This window comes from Burkholderia latens, from assembly GCF_902499045.1.
Classification (GTDB): domain Bacteria; phylum Pseudomonadota; class Gammaproteobacteria; order Burkholderiales; family Burkholderiaceae; genus Burkholderia; species Burkholderia latens.
In genome coordinates this window covers 283,468-298,378 of record NZ_CABVPL010000001.1, presented here as the reverse complement: position 1 = coordinate 298,378, position 14,911 = coordinate 283,468, and the positions used below count along the sequence as shown (strand labels likewise).

At 68.2% G+C, this 14,911-nt stretch carries 11 protein-coding genes; 3 read left to right on the top strand and 8 right to left on the bottom strand.

The window, feature by feature from the left end; translation table 11 throughout:
• The 5 genes from sctD to BSE24067_RS01315 form a co-directional block, all read right to left on the bottom strand.
• The coding region (sctD, locus tag BSE24067_RS01335; protein WP_174904672.1) for a type III secretion system inner membrane ring subunit SctD at window positions 1–1,261 on the bottom strand (1,261 nt) is incomplete at its 3' end.
• A complete protein-coding gene (gene sctC, locus BSE24067_RS01330; RefSeq protein WP_151067066.1) occupies window positions 1,242–3,284 on the bottom strand; it encodes a type III secretion system outer membrane ring subunit SctC in 2,043 nt (680 codons plus the stop codon). The genes sctD and sctC, both read right to left, overlap by 20 nt.
• Window positions 3,284–3,562: a type III secretion system export apparatus subunit SctS gene (gene sctS, locus BSE24067_RS01325; protein ID WP_006751731.1), complete on the bottom strand. Its 279-nt coding sequence runs from the start codon at window positions 3,560–3,562 to the stop codon at window positions 3,284–3,286. The genes sctC and sctS overlap by 1 nt, the downstream gene beginning before the upstream one ends.
• Complete coding sequence (gene sctV, locus BSE24067_RS01320) at window positions 3,559–5,754, bottom strand: type III secretion system export apparatus subunit SctV (RefSeq protein ID WP_151067065.1); 2,196 nt, start codon at window positions 5,752–5,754, stop codon at window positions 3,559–3,561. Before sctV ends, sctS begins: the two co-directional genes overlap by 4 nt.
• Before the next feature lie 238 nt (window positions 5,755–5,992).
• Window positions 5,993–6,826, bottom strand: a complete 834-nt coding sequence (locus BSE24067_RS01315; protein ID WP_151067064.1) for a helix-turn-helix transcriptional regulator — start codon at window positions 6,824–6,826, stop codon at window positions 5,993–5,995.
• A 278-nt stretch (window positions 6,827–7,104) separates the two neighbouring features.
• On the opposite strand from BSE24067_RS01315, the gene BSE24067_RS01310 reads away from it, so the two are divergent.
• Window positions 7,105–8,013 carry a helix-turn-helix transcriptional regulator gene (locus BSE24067_RS01310; protein ID WP_151067068.1) on the top strand — a complete coding sequence of 303 codons (909 nt, stop codon included), beginning with the start codon at window positions 7,105–7,107 and terminating at the stop codon, window positions 8,011–8,013.
• 106 nt (window positions 8,014–8,119) lie between these two features.
• Here the strand turns inward: BSE24067_RS01310 and BSE24067_RS01305 are convergent, their stop codons facing one another.
• Window positions 8,120–9,766 (bottom strand): Nramp family divalent metal transporter, encoded by a 1,647-nt coding sequence (locus BSE24067_RS01305; RefSeq protein ID WP_151067063.1) that lies wholly within the window; start codon window positions 9,764–9,766, stop codon window positions 8,120–8,122.
• Between the two features lie 106 nt (window positions 9,767–9,872).
• Window positions 9,873–10,013: a hypothetical protein gene (locus tag BSE24067_RS01300; RefSeq protein ID WP_170297533.1), complete on the bottom strand. Its 141-nt coding sequence runs from the start codon at window positions 10,011–10,013 to the stop codon at window positions 9,873–9,875.
• A 1,064-nt stretch (window positions 10,014–11,077) separates the two neighbouring features.
• Between BSE24067_RS01300 and BSE24067_RS01295 the strand changes: the two genes are divergently transcribed.
• Both BSE24067_RS01295 and BSE24067_RS01290 read left to right on the top strand, forming a co-directional pair.
• Window positions 11,078–11,353: a hypothetical protein gene (locus BSE24067_RS01295; RefSeq protein ID WP_151067062.1), complete on the top strand. Its 276-nt coding sequence runs from the start codon at window positions 11,078–11,080 to the stop codon at window positions 11,351–11,353.
• Between the two features lie 84 nt (window positions 11,354–11,437).
• A complete protein-coding gene (locus BSE24067_RS01290) occupies window positions 11,438–12,928 on the top strand; it encodes a carbohydrate porin (protein WP_151067061.1) in 1,491 nt (496 codons plus the stop codon).
• 131 nt (window positions 12,929–13,059) lie between these two features.
• Here the strand turns inward: BSE24067_RS01290 and treA are convergent, their stop codons facing one another.
• The gene (gene treA / locus BSE24067_RS01285; protein WP_151067060.1) at window positions 13,060–14,784 is read right to left on the bottom strand and encodes an alpha,alpha-trehalase TreA; all 1,725 of its coding nucleotides are present in this window, start codon (window positions 14,782–14,784) and stop codon (window positions 13,060–13,062) included.
• Window positions 14,785–14,911 lie beyond the last annotated feature (127 nt).

Here is a 14,911-nt window from a genome sequence, read left to right as displayed (position 1 = left end):
CGCCGCTCGCGAGCGGCGCCACGGGCGGCGCCGGCGCGTGCTCGGGCGCGCGCGCGGACGGGCCGCCGAGCGGCATCGTGATGCGCTGGCCGTTGCGCTCGAACACGACTTCGTCCGGGCCGATCGACACGACGGTCGGCCCTTCCTTCAGCCGTGCGCCTTCGAAATAGCGGCTGCCGTCGACCGTCTCGATGTAGCGCTGGTCGCCGTCGCCGGCGAAGACGGTCGTGATCTCCGGAATGCCGGCGACACCACCGAGCGTCGTCGTCGTGCGAGGCGCGGCCGCGTCGGCATCGCGCACGTGATCGACCACTTCGAGCGCGGGCCGCGCGTCCTTCATGTAGTTGCGGATGCGCGGCTCGATCTGCGCGCGATCGGCCGTGCCCGTCAGCTCGATCCGGCCGCGGCCGAGATAGGCGACGGTCAGCGCCGTGTCGCTGAAATACGTCTGCGCGGTCGCGACGAGATCGCTGACCACGTAGATGTTGCCGAGCGCCGCGTTGTCGACGCCCGCGACGATCTGCGCGACGCGTTCGCGCGCGGCCGGGTCGCTCACGTAGCCCGACACGATCACGCCGTCGTCGCGCGGCGCGACCGCGAGCTCCGGGTACGCATGCAGCAGCTGCTGCAGCCGGTGCGTGCGCGCGAGCACCGATTCGTGCTGCCACGGCAGCCGCCCCGACCACGCGACGAAACCGTACCCGAGCGCGCCGAGCAGCACGCCGATCCACAACGCGACGACCGCGATCACCAGCCGCCGGCTGCCGAGCCGCCGCAGCCCGCCCGTGAGCCAGCCGAGCCAGGCGGCCTCGCGCGCGGCGTCCGGCGCGTCGGCTTCGTCGGGCACCGCGACGCTCGCCTGCGCGTGCCGCGCGATGCCGAGCTTGATCGAGCCGACCGTCACGACGTCCTGCGGCGTCATCGAGCGGCGGCCCGCGCCGAGCGGCTCGTCGTTGAACAGCACCGGCGCGCTGCCTTCGCCGCCGTGGTTCTGTACCGTCACCGCGAGCGCGCCGACCTGCAAACACACCTGTTTCGCGCCGATCTCGCGATCGGGCAGGATCACTTCGCAATCGGCCGCGGTGCCGACCCAGTTCGCGCCGCGCGCGAGCGACATCGTGCGGCCGTACATCGGCCCGCTGAGGAAACACAGATTCCAGGGCGACGCGAGCGCGGCCGAGCCGCCGCCCGCACCGGGCGCGCCCGCCGTGCCGCCGGGCAGTACGCCGTCGCCGTGCGGATCAATGATGGTCGTCGACATGGGTTGGCGCTCCTGCGGTCGTCGCCACCGGCTGCGACGCCGCGTCGTTCGGCGGCGGCGGCAGCGCGGGCGGGCCGAACTTCGTGCCGGGCAGCGGCTTCGGCGTCAGCGGCACCGCGATGTCGTTGTCCGGCGGCCGATACATCGACATCGCATTCGGATCGGCCGGCGCGTCCGCGCCCGGATTCACGGGCGAGCCGTCCGGCGCGTACATCGACGCGGCCGTCACCACGCGCGGCGTCAGCAGATAGAACCGCTCCATGTGGTTGCCCGACTTGTCGGTGTACTTGAACAGGTTGCCGATCAGCGGAATGTCCGACAGCCACGGCACGCCGCTCTTGTTCAGCCGCACCTCGTCGTCGTTGAAACCCGCGATCAGCAGGCTCTTGCCTTCGTCGATCATCGTCTTCGTGACGATGTTGCGCTGCTGGATCACCGGCACGTTCGACACGGCCTGCCCCGGCACGATGTTGCCGTCCTGGATGTCGATCGACATCATGACGCTCTGCGTATTGCCGGAAACGGCCGCCGCGTTGCGGATCGCCTCGTCGACGATCATCGGCGTCACCTTGATGCTGGTGCCGGTCGTCACGCTGTACAGCGACGAATCCTGGTAGCCCTGCACCTGCACGTAGAACTGCGTGAGGTTCTCGAGAATCGCCTCGGTGTTGTCGAGCGCGAGCACCTTCGGCTTCGAGCGCAGCTGCGCCTGCCCTTTCTGCGCGAGCGCATTCACGCGCGTGAGCAGGTAGTTGCGCAGCGAGCCGCCGATCGACGCGGTCAGCGCGATGCCGGTCGGCATGAAGCTGCCGGTCTGGCCGGTTTCCGACGTGCCGATGCCGAACGTCAGCGGCGGGTTGCCGGCGCCGTTGTACTGCGTGTTGCCGTTCAACGGATTCTGGCCGTTGCCGATCTGCACGTCGCCGTGTGTCGTGTGCAGGCGCCAGTCGATCCCGAGGCTGTCGAGCGAATCCTCGTTGATGTCGATGATCGTCACGTTGATCTCGACGATGCGCGGCCGCTCGTCGAGCTGGTTGATCAGCGACTGGTAGCGGTACATGTTCTCCGGCAGATCGCGCACGATCACCGCGTTGATCGCCGGATCGGCGACGATCTGCGGCAGCGTGTCGCCGCCGCCCGCGTTCGAGAACGGCGAGAAGCTGCCGGCCGCGCTGTCCGCGCCGCCGTAGCCGCCTTGCCGCGGGCCGCCGGAAAGGTCCGGAAAATCGAGCCGCGGCACCGCGATCGTCAACCCCGAGCCGAGCTTCACCTGGCGCGCGGCCTGCCCGAGCGGCGTGCTCGACGGCAGCGCGCTCGTGCCGCCGCCCTTGCCGAACAGCCGGCGCAGGATCGTCGCGACGCCCGGCACCGTCACTTCCTTGCCCGAGCGGTTGATCGTGAAGTCCGACGCCCAGCCGTACTTGAGCCGGAACGCGCGGATGTCCGCATGCGCGCCGTTCGCCGACGGATCGCCGACCGAGCCGACCGCCTGCCGCACGAGCTCGACGTAGCGGCGCGGGCCGGCCACGTACACGCTGTTCGCGCGATCGTTGATCACGAGCGTGTAGCGCTTGTCGGGGATCTGCATCGCCTGCAGCGTGCGGCCGATCTCGCCGGCCGCGTTCGGCGGAATCGGGATCATCTGCGTCTGCGACTGATCGGCCGGATCGACGTACAGGAACGAGCCGTCGTAGTACCACGTGAGCCCGTAGGTCGAGCAGATCGTGTCGAGCGTCTGCTGCGGCGTGCCCGAGAAGCGGCCGCTGATCACGCCGTCGACCTTCGGGTCGACCACCGCCGTCACGCCCTGCGACGACGCGAGCTCGCGAATGAAGTCGCCGATCTTCTTGCCGTTCGCGACGATCGTAAACGGCTTGTTGCGCCAGCGCAGGTCCGCCGCGCGCGCCGGCTGCGCGGCCGTCATGCACAGCGACGCCGTGAGCAGCGCAGTCGCGCACATCGCGAGCGCGAACCGCTGCAGGCGGCGCGGTTGAAACCGGATCGGGGCGACGCGTCGACGCATCAAAGGACTCCTGTGGAAGAAACGAACATGCGTTCCAGCGCCTGCTGCGCGAAGCGCAGCACCTCGCTGCCGAGCCAGCCGGACAGCAGCACGAGCGCGACCATCACGGCGATCAGCCGCACCGCGATGCCGATGTTGGCGTCCTGCACCTGCGTGACCGCCTGCAGGATCGCGACGACGAGGCCGGTGACGGTCGCGATCAGCACGATCGGCAGCGACAGCAGCAGCACCAGCATCAGCGCCTGGCGCGTCAGGTCGAGGATCGTCGAGCTCGTCATTGCACGACTCCCGGCGTGCGCACGCCGGCGCCCGCGCCGAGCGTGCCGTCGTCCGGCGGGTTCTTCACCCAGCCGATCGTATGCAGCTGCACGTCCTCCTCGACTTCCTGATACGACAGCACCGCGAGATCGGGCAGCACCGGCTGCAGGATCGTCTTCACGTAGCGGCGCGCGCCGAGCGCGACCATCACCGCGAGCCGCGGCGTGCCTTGCGCATTGCCGTGGCCGCCGGCACCCGCCGCCTGCACGATCGCGCGCACCTGCTCGCCGATGTCCTGCTTGATCGCGCTCGACAGCGCGAGAAAATTGCCCTGCTTCGTGCGCATCACCGCGTTCTCGATCCGCTCCTGCAGGTTCTGCTCGAACAGCACGACGCGCAGTTGCCGCGCCGCGCCCGCATGGCGATCGGTGATCATGCGCCGCAGATCGACGCGCACCAGCTCGACCAGCGCGATCACGTCGTCAGGCTCGTTCGGCGCCCATGTGATCAGGCTCTCGAAAATCACGCGCAGGTTGCGGATCGGCACCTGCTCGGCGAGCAGCCGGCGCAGCACCTCGGTCACGCGCTGCAGCGGCACGAGCCGCGTCAGTTCGCCGACCAGTTCCGGATGCTCGCGGCGCACCAGATGCACGAGCGCCTGCGTCTCCTGGATGCCGATCAGCTCGTCGGCGTGCTGACGCACGATCTGCTCGACGTGCGCGGCGAGCGCACCTTCGCTCGTCAGCCACTTGCCCTCGGGCGCCGGGCCGTCGGGCTTGATCCACAACGCGGTCGCGAACGGCCCGAACGCTTCGGCCGGCTGGCGCTCCGCGCGCTCCGGCAGCGGCGCGGCGCCGTCCCACAGCAGCCAGCCCGGCTTCAGCGCGCCGTGCGCGGCGAGCACGTCCTGCAGATAGATCCGGTACGTGCCGGCCGGCGCGCCTTCGTCGTCGTTCAGCGTGATGCGCGGAAACACCGTGCCGATGTCCGCGTCGACGCGCGCCTTCGCGCTCGACAGCGCGCTTTGCAGCTGTGCGAGGTTCAGCGTCGTGCGCAGGTCGTCCGACAGCGACACCGCGATCAGCGACGTGACGCCAGCCGCATGCGACACCTTCGCGGGCTGCCCGTCGTCGGTCGCGCCGACGCGGCCCGCGATATGAATCAGGTTGAAGCTCGGCGCGGTCGTCTTGCGCTTGAGCTGCGTGAACGCGAACGCGCCGAGGCCGAGCGCGATCAGCGCGAACGACCACTTCGGAAAACCGGGCACGACGAGGAAGCCGGCCAGCACCAGCGCCGCGATCAGCAGCGCGCGCGGATGCGCGCCGAGCTGCTCGCCCAGCTGTTCGCCGAGCTGGCGCTGCCGCGTGTCGCGCGTCGCGACGCGCGTCGTCACGATACCGGCCGCGATCGATACCAGCAGCGACGGAATCTGCGACGCCATCCCGTCGCCGACGGTCAGGATCGCGTAGCGCTGCAGCGCGTCGCCGATATCCATCCCGTGCATCAGCGTGCCGACCGCGATCCCCGCGACGATGTTGATGAACGCGATCACGAGCCCGGCGATCGCGTCGCCCTTCACGAACTTCATCGCGCCGTCCATCGCGCCGTGCATCTGCGATTCCTGCTCGAGCTTCTCGCGGCGCTCGCGCGCTTCGTCGGCGCTGATGATGCCCGCGCGCAGGTCCGCGTCGATACTCATCTGCTTGCCGGGCATCGCGTCGAGCGAGAAGCGCGCGCCGACTTCGGCGACCCGCTCCGACCCTTTCGCGATCACGATGAACTGCACGACGGCGATCACGAGGAATACCACGCCGCCCACCACGACGTTGTTGCCCACCACGAGCCGCCCGAATGCGTCGATCACGTGGCCCGCGTTCGCGTGCAGCAGGATCAGCTTGCACGACGCGATGTTCAGCGCGAGCCGGAACAGCGTGGTGAACAGCAGCAACGCCGGAAACGACGAGAAACTGACCGCCGACGGCACGTAGGTCGACACCGTCAGCAGCACGACGCTCGCGGCGAGGTTCAGCGAGATCATGCCGTCGAGCGCGGCCTGCGGCAGCGGCAGGATGAACAGCGCGACCACCGACACGATGAACGCGGCGAGGAACAGATCCGCGCGCGGCGACGCCCCGAGACGCCGCCCGGACACGCTGCGGCCAGCGGAAAAAATCCGCTGCCAGTCGCGGGGAAGCGCCTTCGGTTCAGCCATCGTGCCGTCGTCCTGTCGTTGTCGCCGGCGGACGCGGGCGATCGTGCCCCGCGTCGCGCGGACCGTTGAATGCGACGAGTTTAGCGACGCGAAACCGCGCAAGAACGGACGCACCTCGTAGCGCCGCGGCGGTTTTCGTATGACGATCGGATGGGACTACGAAACCCGGCGGCGCCTGCGCGCACCCTCGGCCGGAACCGCTTCCATCGCGCGGCGGCGGCCGCGCGGGCGGCCGGAATCAGGACTCCAGACGGCGCGCGGCGAGATACGCGAGTTGCGCGCGGTTGCGGACGTTGAAGAGTTTTTCGAGCGAACGGATATGGTGTCCGACCTTGTGCAGCGACGTGCGCAGCGCGCTCGCGATCTCCTGGTCGGACAGGCCGTGCACGAGCCGCTCGAGCACCTGCTGCTGCTCGTCGCCGAGCATGAAGCCGCGCATGCGCGCAATGCGCGCCTCGAGAAACGGCAGCGCGACGCGATGCACGGCGAGGCTCACCGACAGCGCGCCGCCGATCACGCGATCGTCGATCCAGTCGGTGCCGTGCGCTTCCGACGTCAGGTTCACCGCGACACGCAGATCGAGCCGCGGCGCCGACAGGCTGAAGATCACGCCGCTGTTCATTGCGTGCGCACGCAAGTGTCCGGCCAGCGCGAGCACCTTGCGATCGCCGCTGCCGTGCGCGACGCCCTCGATCTCGTCCAGCCGCCACGCAACCGGAAAGCCGCTCTGACGCACCTGCGCGAAGCGCGGGTCGCTCTCGTAGAGCATGCCCTCGATATACGGCTGCATGAACGTCGCGGGCGCGAGGTCGCGCAGCAGATGCGCGCACAGGATGCGCCGCCCGATCATCTCGTATGCGCCATAACCGAGCGTGCTGAAACCGATTTGCCGCAATCGCGCGTGGCATTGCGCGAAATCGACGGGAGCAAGGTCGGATTTACCGGGCGCGAATTGGATACCGGTAAAAACGTCGCGTTCGACCGCGTGTATTTCTTTCGAATAAGCGGCAGTGGCCGCGATATCCGCTTGCGAGAACCATTCGACGCGTGGTGCGTCGTCAGCATATGTCATGAGCAGCCCACCCCTTCCCAATATGTGAACTCGCCCCGTCACGACCTGGTCTTTTCTTTATGATTTTCTGGTTGTCTATATTTGATCGCGAGCACGAACCTTTCGCCGCGATTAGTATTACGGCATATTACGCGCACACGGGCATTTTTGTACAATGCCCCCGCGTTTCGTCAGGATGACGATCGGCGCATATCATAACGATGCTCGATCGCACCGTTGCGGGCGCCGTGCACGACACGGCTGCCGTCGCGCTGCGCGTCGATTCCGAGGGATGGCTCATGTCCGATATTGCATTGCATGAAGAAGCGGTCGCCCCAACCATGTTGTCCCGTCCGTCGCAGCGCGCGGCCGGCTGCGCCGACTCGTCGAGAACGCGCCCGGTCCAGGTCGTCTGGTGCGACGACGTCAAGCGCGGCGACATCGCGCAGCCGCATGCGCCCAAGCTCGGCGTCGCCGACACGCTCGCGCACGCGCAGAGCACCGCCGAGCGCAACCGGATCGTCGCGAGCCTGCTGCATCTGACGGGCTTTTCGACGTTCGCGTACTTCGCGCTCGAATTCTCGCGCGAGCGCGTCGAGAGCCTCTACCTGCACGAAGCGTTCACGCCCGCCACCTACCGCGGCGACTACGTTCGCCACAACCATCACGACATCGATCCGCGCACGCTCGGCGCGCGCGTATGCAACATGCCGATCGTGTGGGATCTGCAACAGCTGCGCCGCGAACACCGCGAGCGCGACGATGCGCCGTACGTGACGCCGGCCGCGCTCGACGGATTCCTGCAGACGATGCAGGACGACGGCATGTGCAGCGGGATCATGTATTCGATGGCCGTGCCGGGCACGAGGCTGCATGCGTTCATGAGCTTCACCGCGCCGCGCCGCACGCGCGAGTGGATCACGCCGGCGACGATCGAGCAGGCGCTGTCGATCGGTCTGTCGGTGCACAAGTTCGCGTCGCCGCAGTTGATCGCGACGTCGCGCGAGCGTGCGGTCAACGGGCTCACGCCGTTCGAGCAGGAGCTGCTGCTCGGCATCGCGGAAGGCGCGTCGGACAAGGAGATCGGCCGCCGCCTCGATACGAGCGCGCACAATGTCGACTATCACCTGCGCAAGCTGCGCAAGCGCTTCGGCGTCGCGAACCGGATTCAGCTCACGTACCTGACGTCGAAGCTCGAGCTGATCTGAACGCGCAGCCGCGGCCCGTAAAACGCAAGAGCCGGCCTCGACGGGCCGGCTCGTAGCGGTAGCGGCGCGGCGCCCGGCGGGCGCCGCTTCGTTGAAATGCGCGACGTTACTTCAGCAGCGTCATCTGCACGACCTTGACGATCACGAGGCCGACCGCGATTACCAGATAGCCGCGCAGCACGGCCATCCATACGCGCGTTGCAACCGTCATCTTCTGCGGCTCCAGCGAGTCGAGCGGCGGCATGCGCCACGTGTCGCGCAGCGAACGATCGATGCCCGGCTCGACGACGCGCCTGTTGCGGCGGATCAGCACCGTCGCGAGATAGCCGGCGATCGCGAGCACCGTGCCGCCAACGAGCACGTCGACGATCGCTTCGCCGCTGATGTCCGGATACATGACCGACGCGGTCAGGATGATCGACAGCAGCACGAGCACCCACACCACCGCGCCGGTGAACACGTTGAGCTTCGTCGAATTGACCCACGGGCCGAGCACCTGACGGTCGTTGCACAGCACGAGCAGGAACACCGTCGCGCTCGGCAGCAGCACGCCGGCGAGCGTCTGCACCGCCTCGGTCAGCAGGCCGAGCGGGCTGCCCGGAATCAGCACGAGCGCGGCAGCGGCCGCGACGATCCCGAAGTAGACGAGATAGAAGCCCTTCGCGTCCGACACGCCGCGATGCAGCGAATGGCGGATCTTGAACACGTCGCCGATCGCATACGCGGTCGACAGCGACACGGCGGCCGCGCCGATGATGCACGCGTCGAGCAGCGCGACCGCGAACAGCGTCGCGCTCGCGCGGCCGGCATACTTCTCGAGGCCTGCGATCACGCCGCCCGCGTCGGTGAAGTTGCCGGCTTCCGGATGACCGCCGAACAGCGCGGCGCTGAAGCCGATCATCGCGACCGCGCCGATCAGCACGAACGCGATGCCGATCCACAGGTCGACCTTCTCGTACTTCATGAAGCGCGGCGTGATGCGCTTGTCGATCACGTAGCTTTGCTGGAAGAACAGTTGCCACGGCGCGACCGTCGTGCCGACGATGCCGATCACGAGCAGCATCACGTCGGAAAGCTTCGCGTGCGCGGGCCAGTTCGGCACGAAGAAGTCGCGCGACATCTGCGACACCGGCGGGTGGATCGACACGAGCACCGGCACGAGCAGCAGGCTCAGCACGCACAGCACGATCGCGAACCGCTCGAAACGCCTGAAGTCGCCGGTACTCACCGCCGCCATCGTCAGCGCGGCCGCGACGCACACGCCCGCGACCTTCGGGAGCCCGAAGAAAGCGAGCACGAACGTGATACCGATGAACTCGGTGACGATCGTCAACGCGTTGAGCAGGAACAGATCGATCACGCTGAACGCGCCCCAGAACTTGCCGAAGCGCTCGAAGATCAGCCGCGCATGGCCGACGCCCGTGACCGCGCCGAGGCGCAGCACCATTTCCTGGTTCACGTACAGCACCGGCACGAGCAGCAGCAGCGTCCACAGCAGCGTCGTGCCGTAGTTCTGGCCGGCCTGCGTATAAGTGCCGAACGCGCCGGCATCGTTGTCGCCGACCATCACGATGAGGCCGGGGCCGATGATCGCGAGCAGCGTGCGAACGCGCGCCCACCATGTGCCGCGCGCGGCGGTGTCGTGGTGCGCGATGGTGCCGAGCGCGCCGCGGATGTCGCCCAGGTGGGCTTCGTCGAGCACGGCGCTGCGTTCGACGGCGATCGGTGGAGAGACGTTGGATGGCGTAGACATGATGGATTCCGTACGGCTGGTTCTTTTATCCGGCAAGCGTGTGGTCTTGGCATGCGCGCGCGGCGGGCCGGCGTGCGCATGCCGAGACGCGCTCGGCGTGTCGAGTTCAGCAGAGCAACGGTTTCAGAAGCCGCGTGAACAACCGGGAGAACACCCGCGGACGGGCGTCGAGCATCAGCATCGCGTCGTAGTGCGGACGCGATTCCGTGACGTGAGGAAGGTTCGACAGCAGAAGGCCGAATTTCATGGTCTGGCTCCTGGCGGCGGGCATGCGCGCCGGCCGCGTGATGGGCGCGGGGCCAGTCCGGGGCCTGAACGCCGTGTCAGGCTAGTCGGCCGGAGTGTCCCTGCGACCCGGGTTCGAATGGGTCTGTTGGTTCAGCGGGCATAAGGGACAACTGTCACTGTCGTTCATGGCGGCTCCTGTGCGGCGTTCCGGAGAACACGGTTGGCCGCCGCCCGGCGCGCGTGCCGTCGTTCGGATGCATGCGGCGCGCATGCGCGAACGCGGCCGCGTATCGAGCGGCGGCGAAACCGGATCGCGCATGCGCAAGCGCATCACGCTAACCGGCGCGAATCAGGGTGCACGTAGGGAAATACTGCGGAATACTGCTGCGCGCACCGTTTGCCTGGGCGACAAACGGCGGCTTCGATGAGGCGCGGACGTCGGTCGCTCAGGCGGAAATTTCGTTCGAAGATCGACTACTGCAGGCGTCCAAGGCGGCGGCCCCAAGAGTGAAGATGCGGGATTCTATGGACCGGCCGAAACGGAAGTCAACCCTTTGAACGGCGGCCCGTCGAATATTTTTTTCACATTCGCACGCTGAAAGATTCACGCCCGACATGACGCGTCACAACCTTTCAGCTCGCCCGCTCGCACGGTGCGGCGGTGCGTTTCAGCAACAGTTGCCGCAACGCGCCGGCTGGCGCCGGACGCCGCGTCCGCGTGGGCCGCGACGCGCTGCGACGCCGCCGCGACGTGCCGGCCGGCGACACTTTTTTGCTTGCGCCGCAGCAAAAGTCGCGACTACAATCCGCCCCAATTCATCAAGGGAGTCCCTCCGTGGACACATGCTCCAGTTGCAGTTCGATGCCGGTCCAGGCCGGCCAAGCCATCGCGAGATAGCAGCAGACGCATGTCCTTCGCCGCTAGCTCGCATTCATCGGGTTAGCGCGCTTCATCCCGGGCCGGCCATCGCCGGTTCGTCAGTCGCACGCTCCGTTACGTTCCAACTGCCGGGCGCAGGCCGCGCGATGCGCCCGCGTTCGCACACGTCGTCCGGTATTGGCCGGGCAGGACGGAGGTACGCCATGTTCTTTCCATCGTTCGCGCTCAGACTCAAGCGGCTCGCTCTCGTTGCGGGCGACCGCTCGGTCGTCTCCGTGCTTTCACTGCTCGCCCGGGCTTGCGGCAACCGGTGCGGCACCACGCTCGGACACCTGCCGTCGCGTCCGCTGCCGCGCCCGCTCGACTGCGCGCTGGTCGGCGCGATGGCGGCCGCCGTCGCGCTCGTCGCGCTGCTCTGCGCAGCCGCGTCGCGCGTCGGCTTCGCGCATGTGTGGCGCATCGGCGGCTGGCTGCCGTAGACCGCGCGTAGACCGCGCTCCCGCGCCATCGCGCTGCCCGTTCCTTTCTTCTGAGACACTCATCGATCGAAACCCGGAGTCCGCATGAAGCATCGTTTTGAACCCGCCCCGCGCGCACCGCGCATCGATGCGCTCGCTGCGCTGCTACTGTCGCTCGCGGCCGCACCCGCATTCGCGCAATCGTCGCCGCCGCCCGCTGCGGTCGCGCCGGCCGCCCCCGCAGCCGGCGATACGAGCGCCGCCCCCGCCCAACAGGCCGCCGATGCCGCCGCGCCCACCGGATTCTGGGAGCGCTCGAATCTCCTCGGCAACATGGGCGGCCTGCGCGACGTGCTCGGCGACCATGGCGTCACGCTGAACCTGCAGGAAACCAGCGAATACCTGTACAACGCCGCGGGCGGCACGGCACGCGGCGGCGCGTACCAGGGCGTCACGCAATTCGGCTTCAACCTCGATACCGACAAAGCGGTCGGGCTGCCGGGCGGCACGTTCAACGTATCGGCGCTGCAGATCCACGGCACCAATCTGTCGCAGCGCTATTTGCAGACCCTGCAGACCGCGACCGGCATCGAAGCGAATTCGACCACGCGGTTGTGGGAGCTCTGGTACCAGCAAGCATTCCTCGACGGCAAGGCCGACGTGCGAGTCGGCCAGCAGAGCGTCGACCAGGAATTCATGGTGAGCCAGTACGCGGCGACGTTCATGAACGCGACGTTCGGCTGGCCCGTGCTGCCCGCCGCCGACCTGCCGGCCGGCGGCCCCGCGTATCCGCTGTCGTCGCTCGGCGTGCGGCTGCGCGTGAAGCCGGCCGACGCGTGGACGGCGATGGTCGGCGTGTTCGACGGCAACCCGGCCGGCCGCAGCGACGGCGATGCGCAGGCGCTGAACGCGCACGGCACCAACTTCAACCTGCGCAGCGGCGCATTCGTGATCGGCGAGCTTCAGTACGCGCTGAACGCGCCGCCCGCCGATCCGAAGGCGCCGCAACCGGCCGGCTTGCCGGGCACGTACAAGCTCGGCTTCTGGTATCAGTCGCAGCACGCGAACGATCCGCGCTTCGGCACCGACGGGCTGTCGCTCGCGAATCCGGCCAGCAACGGCATTCCCGCCACGCATCGCGGCAACTACGGCTTCTATGCGGTCGCCGATCAGATGGTGTGGCGGCCGTCGGCCGACAGTCCGCGTTCGGTGGGCGTGTTCGCGCGCGTGATGGGCGCGCCCGGCGATCGCAACGTCGTCGATTTCGCGGCGAATGCGGGCGTCACGCTGAAGGCGCCGTTCGCCGGACGCGACAACGACACGGCCGGCATCGCGATCGGCTACGCGAAGATCGGCTCGCATGCGCGCGGGTTCGACGGCGACACCGGCACCTATGCAACGCCCGGCTATCCGGTGCGCCGCGCGGAAACCGTGATCGAGGCGACCTACCAGTATCAGGTCACGCCGTGGTGGCAGTTGCAGGCCGACCTTCAGCACTTCTTCCGGCCGGGCGGCGGGATCCCGAACCCGAACGCGGCCGGCGCGCGCATCGGCGACGAAACGGTGGTCGGCGTGCGGACGACGATCACGTTCTGACCGACCGCGCATGCAATACGGGCCGGACTACCGCTCGAGCGGCGATCCGGCCCGGTGCTTTCATACACGCGCGTGCGATATGCGCGAGGCGCTATGCGTTATGCGTTACGTGCATGCGTTACGGCCGTCCATCACTCGCCGTACAGCCCGAGCAGCTTCAACGTGACGCCGTTGGTCCAGCCGAAGCCGTCCTGCAGCGGATACTCGCCGCCCCCGCCGCCGCCCTCGCCCGTGCCTTCGACCACGTACTTCTCGACGAGCTTGCCTTCGGTCGCATACACGTGCTTCACGTCGGCCAGGAAGCGCGTGCCGATGTCTTTCGCGAGCGCCGGCTCGCCATAGCGGCGCAGCCCTTCGATCGCGATCCACTGCAACGGCGCCCAGCCGTTCGGCGCATCCCACTGCTGGCCCGTGTTCACCGTCGTCGTCGCGAGACCGCCCGGCTGCAGCAGCGTCTTGCGCACCTCGCGCGCGGTCGCCTTCGCACGCTCCGGCCATGCGACGCCCGCGAACAGCGGATACAGCGCGGCGGCCGTCACCGCGTCGCGCGGCTTGCGCAACTGCCAGTCGTAGTCGCCGTAATAGCCGCGACGGTTCCACAGGTAGTGATTGATCGCCGCCGCGCGGCGCGCCGCCCGCCCGGAGAAGTCCGTCACGCACGCGATGTCGCGCGTGATCGCGCAGCCCTTCACGATCGTCGTCTCGAGATGGAACATCAGGCTGTTCAGGTCGACCGGCACGATCGACGTCGTGCGGATCGTCGCGAGCGTCTTGCCGTCGCCGAACCAGCGTGAGCTGTAGTCCCAGCCGCTCTCGGCGCCCGCACGCAGGTCGCGGTACACGTCGTTCGCCGGGCGGCTCGGCACGGCCTTCGCGGTCGTCACGTCCTCGAGATACGACTCGTCGCGCGGCGTGTCGCTCGCGTCCCAGTAGCGGTTCAGCACCGCGCCGTCCGGCATCGCGACCACGTGGCGGGTGGCCTGCCCGCGCGGCGTCGTGGTCTCGCCCTGCATCCAGTACGCGTACTCCTTGCGCAGCGCGGGCAGGTATTTCTGGTAGACCTTGTCGCCTTCGGCCTGCGCGGCGAGCGTGACCATGTACGCGAAGAACGGCGGCTGCGAGCGGCTCGCGTAGTACGTGCGATTGCCGTTCGGGATGTGGCCGACCGTGTCGATCAGGTGCGCGAAGTTGTCGAGCATGTCGTCGACGAGATCCTCGCGCCCCGACACCTGCAGCCCCAGCATCGTGAAATAGGTGTCCCAGTAGTAGCCTTCGCGGAAGCGTCCGCCCGGCACCACGTACGGTTTCGGCATCGGGATCAGCGAACTGTACGGCGGCACCGTCGTGCTCGTGCGCGTCAGTTGCGGCCACAACCAGTCGATGTGCTGGCGCAGCGTCTGGTTCGGCGGCGGCGTGACCCCGCCCTCCGGCGGCGGCGTGAAGTGCTGATCGACGAACGCCTTCAGCGAGAAGCCAGGCTGCGACTTCTGTTGCTGATACAACTGCACGATCGTCGCAGGATCGGTGTCGGGCGTCGCGTCGACGAAGGTTTTCTGGTCGGGATAGAGCTGCGCGGTCTGCACGGCGACGAACAGGTCGCCGTAGAGCTCGCTCGGCGGCGGCAGCAGCGTGCCGGCGCTCTGGTTCGTGAACGCGGCCGAGGCCGGCACGGCAGTCCGGCTGGCCGCCTGCGCAGCCGCGTGGTTCGCGCTGTCGGCCTGCGCGGCGCAGCCGGCGACGGCCAGATACGCGACCGCGATGACGGCGGCCCAGCGCAGACGCGGCGCGGGCCGCGGCAGATACGGCGCGGGATGCAATGCGGTGGATGCGGTCGATGCGGCACGGCGTGACGTCATGGCGTGTCCCCTCCTTTCGATGATGAATGGATCGGCAGGGGTCTCGTTCGCGCGTGCGCTCGTCTCGATGGCCGTCGATCGATGCGCGTCGTTGTATTCCACAGACGAGTTTCGAATGTCGCACGAA

What these genes read in the sequence shown, in the direction of transcription:
- sctC (WP_151067066.1), bottom strand. Translation starts at nt 3,284, where the DNA reads ATGCGTCGACGCGTCGCCCCGATCCGGTTTCAACCGCGCCGCCTGCAG.
- sctS (WP_006751731.1), bottom strand. Translation starts at nt 3,562, where the DNA reads ATGACGAGCTCGACGATCCTCGACCTGACGCGCCAGGCGCTGATGCTG.
- sctV (WP_151067065.1), bottom strand. Translation starts at nt 5,754, where the DNA reads ATGGCTGAACCGAAGGCGCTTCCCCGCGACTGGCAGCGGATTTTTTCC.
- BSE24067_RS01315 (WP_151067064.1), bottom strand. Translation starts at nt 6,826, where the DNA reads ATGACATATGCTGACGACGCACCACGCGTCGAATGGTTCTCGCAAGCG.
- BSE24067_RS01310 (WP_151067068.1), top strand. Translation starts at nt 7,105, where the DNA reads ATGTCCGATATTGCATTGCATGAAGAAGCGGTCGCCCCAACCATGTTG.
- BSE24067_RS01305 (WP_151067063.1), bottom strand. Translation starts at nt 9,766, where the DNA reads ATGTCTACGCCATCCAACGTCTCTCCACCGATCGCCGTCGAACGCAGC.
- BSE24067_RS01300 (WP_170297533.1), bottom strand. Translation starts at nt 10,013, where the DNA reads ATGAAATTCGGCCTTCTGCTGTCGAACCTTCCTCACGTCACGGAATCG.
- BSE24067_RS01295 (WP_151067062.1), top strand. Translation starts at nt 11,078, where the DNA reads ATGTTCTTTCCATCGTTCGCGCTCAGACTCAAGCGGCTCGCTCTCGTT.
- BSE24067_RS01290 (WP_151067061.1), top strand. Translation starts at nt 11,438, where the DNA reads ATGAAGCATCGTTTTGAACCCGCCCCGCGCGCACCGCGCATCGATGCG.
- treA (WP_151067060.1), bottom strand. Translation starts at nt 14,784, where the DNA reads ATGACGTCACGCCGTGCCGCATCGACCGCATCCACCGCATTGCATCCC.